This window comes from Bacillus sp. SIMBA_031 (assembly GCF_046535225.1).
In the GTDB taxonomy this organism is placed as follows: domain Bacteria; phylum Bacillota; class Bacilli; order Bacillales; family Bacillaceae; genus Bacillus; species Bacillus velezensis.
Genome location: NZ_JAWRXC010000107.1, coordinates 1 through 311, shown reverse-complemented (window position 1 = coordinate 311; position 311 = coordinate 1). Strand labels below are relative to the sequence as shown.

General features: G+C 36.3%; 1 protein-coding gene. It reads left to right on the top strand.

The genetic code is table 11. The features are described from left to right. Positions 1-311, top strand: a 311-nt coding sequence (locus SB724_RS19705; RefSeq protein WP_410572481.1) for a serine hydrolase, incomplete at both ends; no start/stop codon positions are given.

Below are 311 nucleotides of genomic sequence, written 5' to 3'. Positions count from 1 at the left end.
AATGGGAAGCCTTATAAAGTAGAAGAGAATACAACCGCGAATGCTGCTGATGATCTGCATACTACTATAGAAGATTACGGAAACTTCCTTGCTCATATTCTTAATGGAGGAAGCCTAAGCAAAGATGTTTACCAGGAAATGATGAAAAGACAGGTTGAAACAAGGAAAAATAAATATTTTGGATTAGGTTTTGTCATTTATGACCTTGGAAATGGCGAATATGCAATTTCACATGGCGGCAATGATTCGGGAACAAACTGTATCACCGTTATTTTCCCAAAAACCAAACAGGGAATTTTAATTTTCACGAA